The organism is Poseidonocella sp. HB161398 (genome assembly GCF_005870025.1).
In the GTDB taxonomy this organism is placed as follows: Bacteria; Pseudomonadota; Alphaproteobacteria; order Rhodobacterales; family Rhodobacteraceae; genus Mangrovicoccus.
The window spans coordinates 1-2273 of sequence record NZ_VATA01000186.1 but is presented as its reverse complement, the minus strand read 5'-3'; the positions used below and the strand labels follow the sequence as shown (position 1 = coordinate 2273).

Here is a 2273-nt window from a genome sequence, read left to right as displayed (position 1 = left end):
TCTCGCGGCTGCCCGAACTGCTTCCCTGGAACTGGACCCGGCCGGAAGGCCGCTCCGCGGCGGCCGCCTGATGGCCCGCGTCACGCAGGTCCTGTCCATCGGCGAGGCCGCCAGGCGGATCGGCGAGAACCTCGAGCTCATCGAGGTCATCAGCGCCAATTCCGACAACATCGATTACGGCGAGATGATCTGGGTCGACGACGGCACCGAGAGCGGGATCACGACCTTCACGGCCCGCGGCATCGAAAGCCTGCAGGAGTTCCTTGCCGACATCCGCACCTGGGAAGGCGGAGTCCGCGAGTTCCTGCGCGACGGGCGCTGCGAGCCCGACGTCATCGAACGCATCATGGCAGACGAGGAAGGGCGTAAGCGGTGCTCCCGGCTCACTGGATCTCAGGTTGACGGCTTGAAATTCCACGGCAGAAGTTCGTCGATGCGCTTCTGCGGATGCCCGGCAGCGATCGCCTCCAGCGTCGCCTTGAGATAGGCGAAGGGCTCGACGCCGTTGATCTTTGCCGTCTCGATCAGCGAGGCGATCCGGCCCCAGGCACGGCCGCCCTCGTCGTGGCCCGCGAAGAGGGCATTCTTGCGGTTGAGGGCAATTGGCCTGACGAGATTTTCCACGGAATTGGAGTCGATTTCGACCCGGCCGTCCGCCAGGAAGGTCTGCAGCCCGTCCCAGTGGTTGTGGATGTAGGTCAGCTTCTCGCCCAGCCGGGACTTGGCCGAGACGCGGCGCCGCTGCTCCTGCAGCCAGGTGCCGAAGGCGGCGACCAAGGGCGCGGTGCGGGCCTGGCGGGCCGAGAGGCGCTGGCCGGGGCCCATGCCGCGGATTTCCGCTTCGATGCGGTAGAACTCGGCAATGCGGCGCAGGCCTTCGGCGGCGATCTCGGACCCGTCGCGGTCGAAGACCTCCTTCAGCTTGCGCCGCGCATGTGCCCAGCAGTGGGCGACCCTGACCGGGGCGCCGCCCTTGCGGGAGGGGCGCGCCAGGCGGTTGTAGCCCGGATATCCATCGAGCTGCAGGATGCCGTCGAAGCCGGCCAGGAATGTCTCGGCGTGCTCGCCGCCGCGGCCGGGGGCGTAGAAATAGACCACCCCGGGAGGGTCGTCCCCGCCCCATCCCCGGTCATCGCGGGCAAGAGCCCAGAGGAAGCCGGTTTTCGTCTTCCCGCGTCCCGGGTCGAGCACCGGCGCGGTGGTCTCGTCCATGAACAGCTTGGTCGAGGCCTTCAGATGCTCCGCCAGCCGGTTCACAACGGGGCCAAGATGGAAGGCTGCCGTGCCGACCCATCCGGCCAGCGTGCTGCGGTCGAGGGACAGGCCCGAGCGGGCGAAGATCTGGCTCTGCCGGTACAAAGGCAGGTGGTCCGCGTATTTGCCGACCAGCACATGGGCGATCAGCGCCTCGGTCGGCAGCCCGCCCTCGATCAGATGCGCAGGCGCCGGGGCCTGGACGACGCCATCAGTGCAGATCCGGCAGGCATAACGGGGGCGGATCGTGACGATGACGCGGAACTGCGCCGGAACGATGTCGAGCCGTTCGGTCCGGTCTTCGCCGATCTGGTGGAGCTGCCCGCAGCCGCAGGGGCAGTCGAGGCTGTCCGGCTCGATGGTCTCCTCGATCCGGGGCAGATCGGCCGGAAGATTGCCGCGGTTGCGCTTCGCGGAGGAGTTCTTGCGGCGCTGGCCTGCGCTGTCATCGGCCTGCGCCACCTTCTGCGCCTCGACCTCGGCGACCGCCGTCTCGAGGTCTTCGAAGGCCAGCTGGCGCTCGTCTTCCGAGAGCTTTTCCGACTTCTTGCCGTAGAGCGCCTGGTTCATCTCGGCGATCAGGCTCTCCTGGCGGCGGGTCGTCTCCTCGAGCTCGCCGACGCGCCGCATCAGCAGGGCAACGGCGGCGCGCTGCTCCTCGGGGATGGCGGACAGGTCGATCTCGGGGGCGTCGGTCATGCTGGCAGCATAGCCCGGAGCGGGCCACTGCAGGCGGGGAAAAGACCCCGCGAGTCATTCCGCCACAGCAGGCCGCCTGGCCTCGAGCGCCTTCACCCGGCGCCAGTCGAGCCCGGCAAAAAGCGCCTCGAACTGCGCCCGGTTCAGCGACATCACCCCGTCGGTCACGGGAGGCCAGACGAAGCCCGATTCCTCCAGCCGCTTGTACGCCATCACGAGACCGGTGCCCCGAACTTCGACAGTTGGAAGCTCAAAATTGGCCTGTTCGCACAGGCGGGTCTTGTAAAATCAAAGGGTTGATCGGTCGGAATGGTGCCATT

The 2273-nt window shown here is 67.6% G+C and carries 3 protein-coding genes; 1 reads left to right on the top strand and 2 read right to left on the bottom strand.

The genetic code is table 11. The features are described 5' to 3' along the window. The coding region (locus FGX59_RS38440; RefSeq protein ID WP_206078560.1) for a hypothetical protein at positions 1 to 487 on the top strand (487 nt) is incomplete at its 5' end. Here FGX59_RS38440 and FGX59_RS36530 read toward each other — a convergent pair. Continuing rightward, on the bottom strand, positions 394 to 1953 hold the full coding sequence (locus FGX59_RS36530) for an IS66 family transposase (protein ID WP_138473439.1): 1560 nt from the start codon (positions 1951 to 1953) through the stop codon (positions 394 to 396). The genes FGX59_RS38440 and FGX59_RS36530 overlap by 94 nt on opposite strands. Before the next feature lie 54 nt (positions 1954 to 2007). Then, on the bottom strand, positions 2008 to 2226 hold the full coding sequence (gene tnpB, locus FGX59_RS36525; protein ID WP_138473438.1) for an IS66 family insertion sequence element accessory protein TnpB: 219 nt from the start codon (positions 2224 to 2226) through the stop codon (positions 2008 to 2010). Positions 2227 to 2273 lie beyond the last annotated feature (47 nt).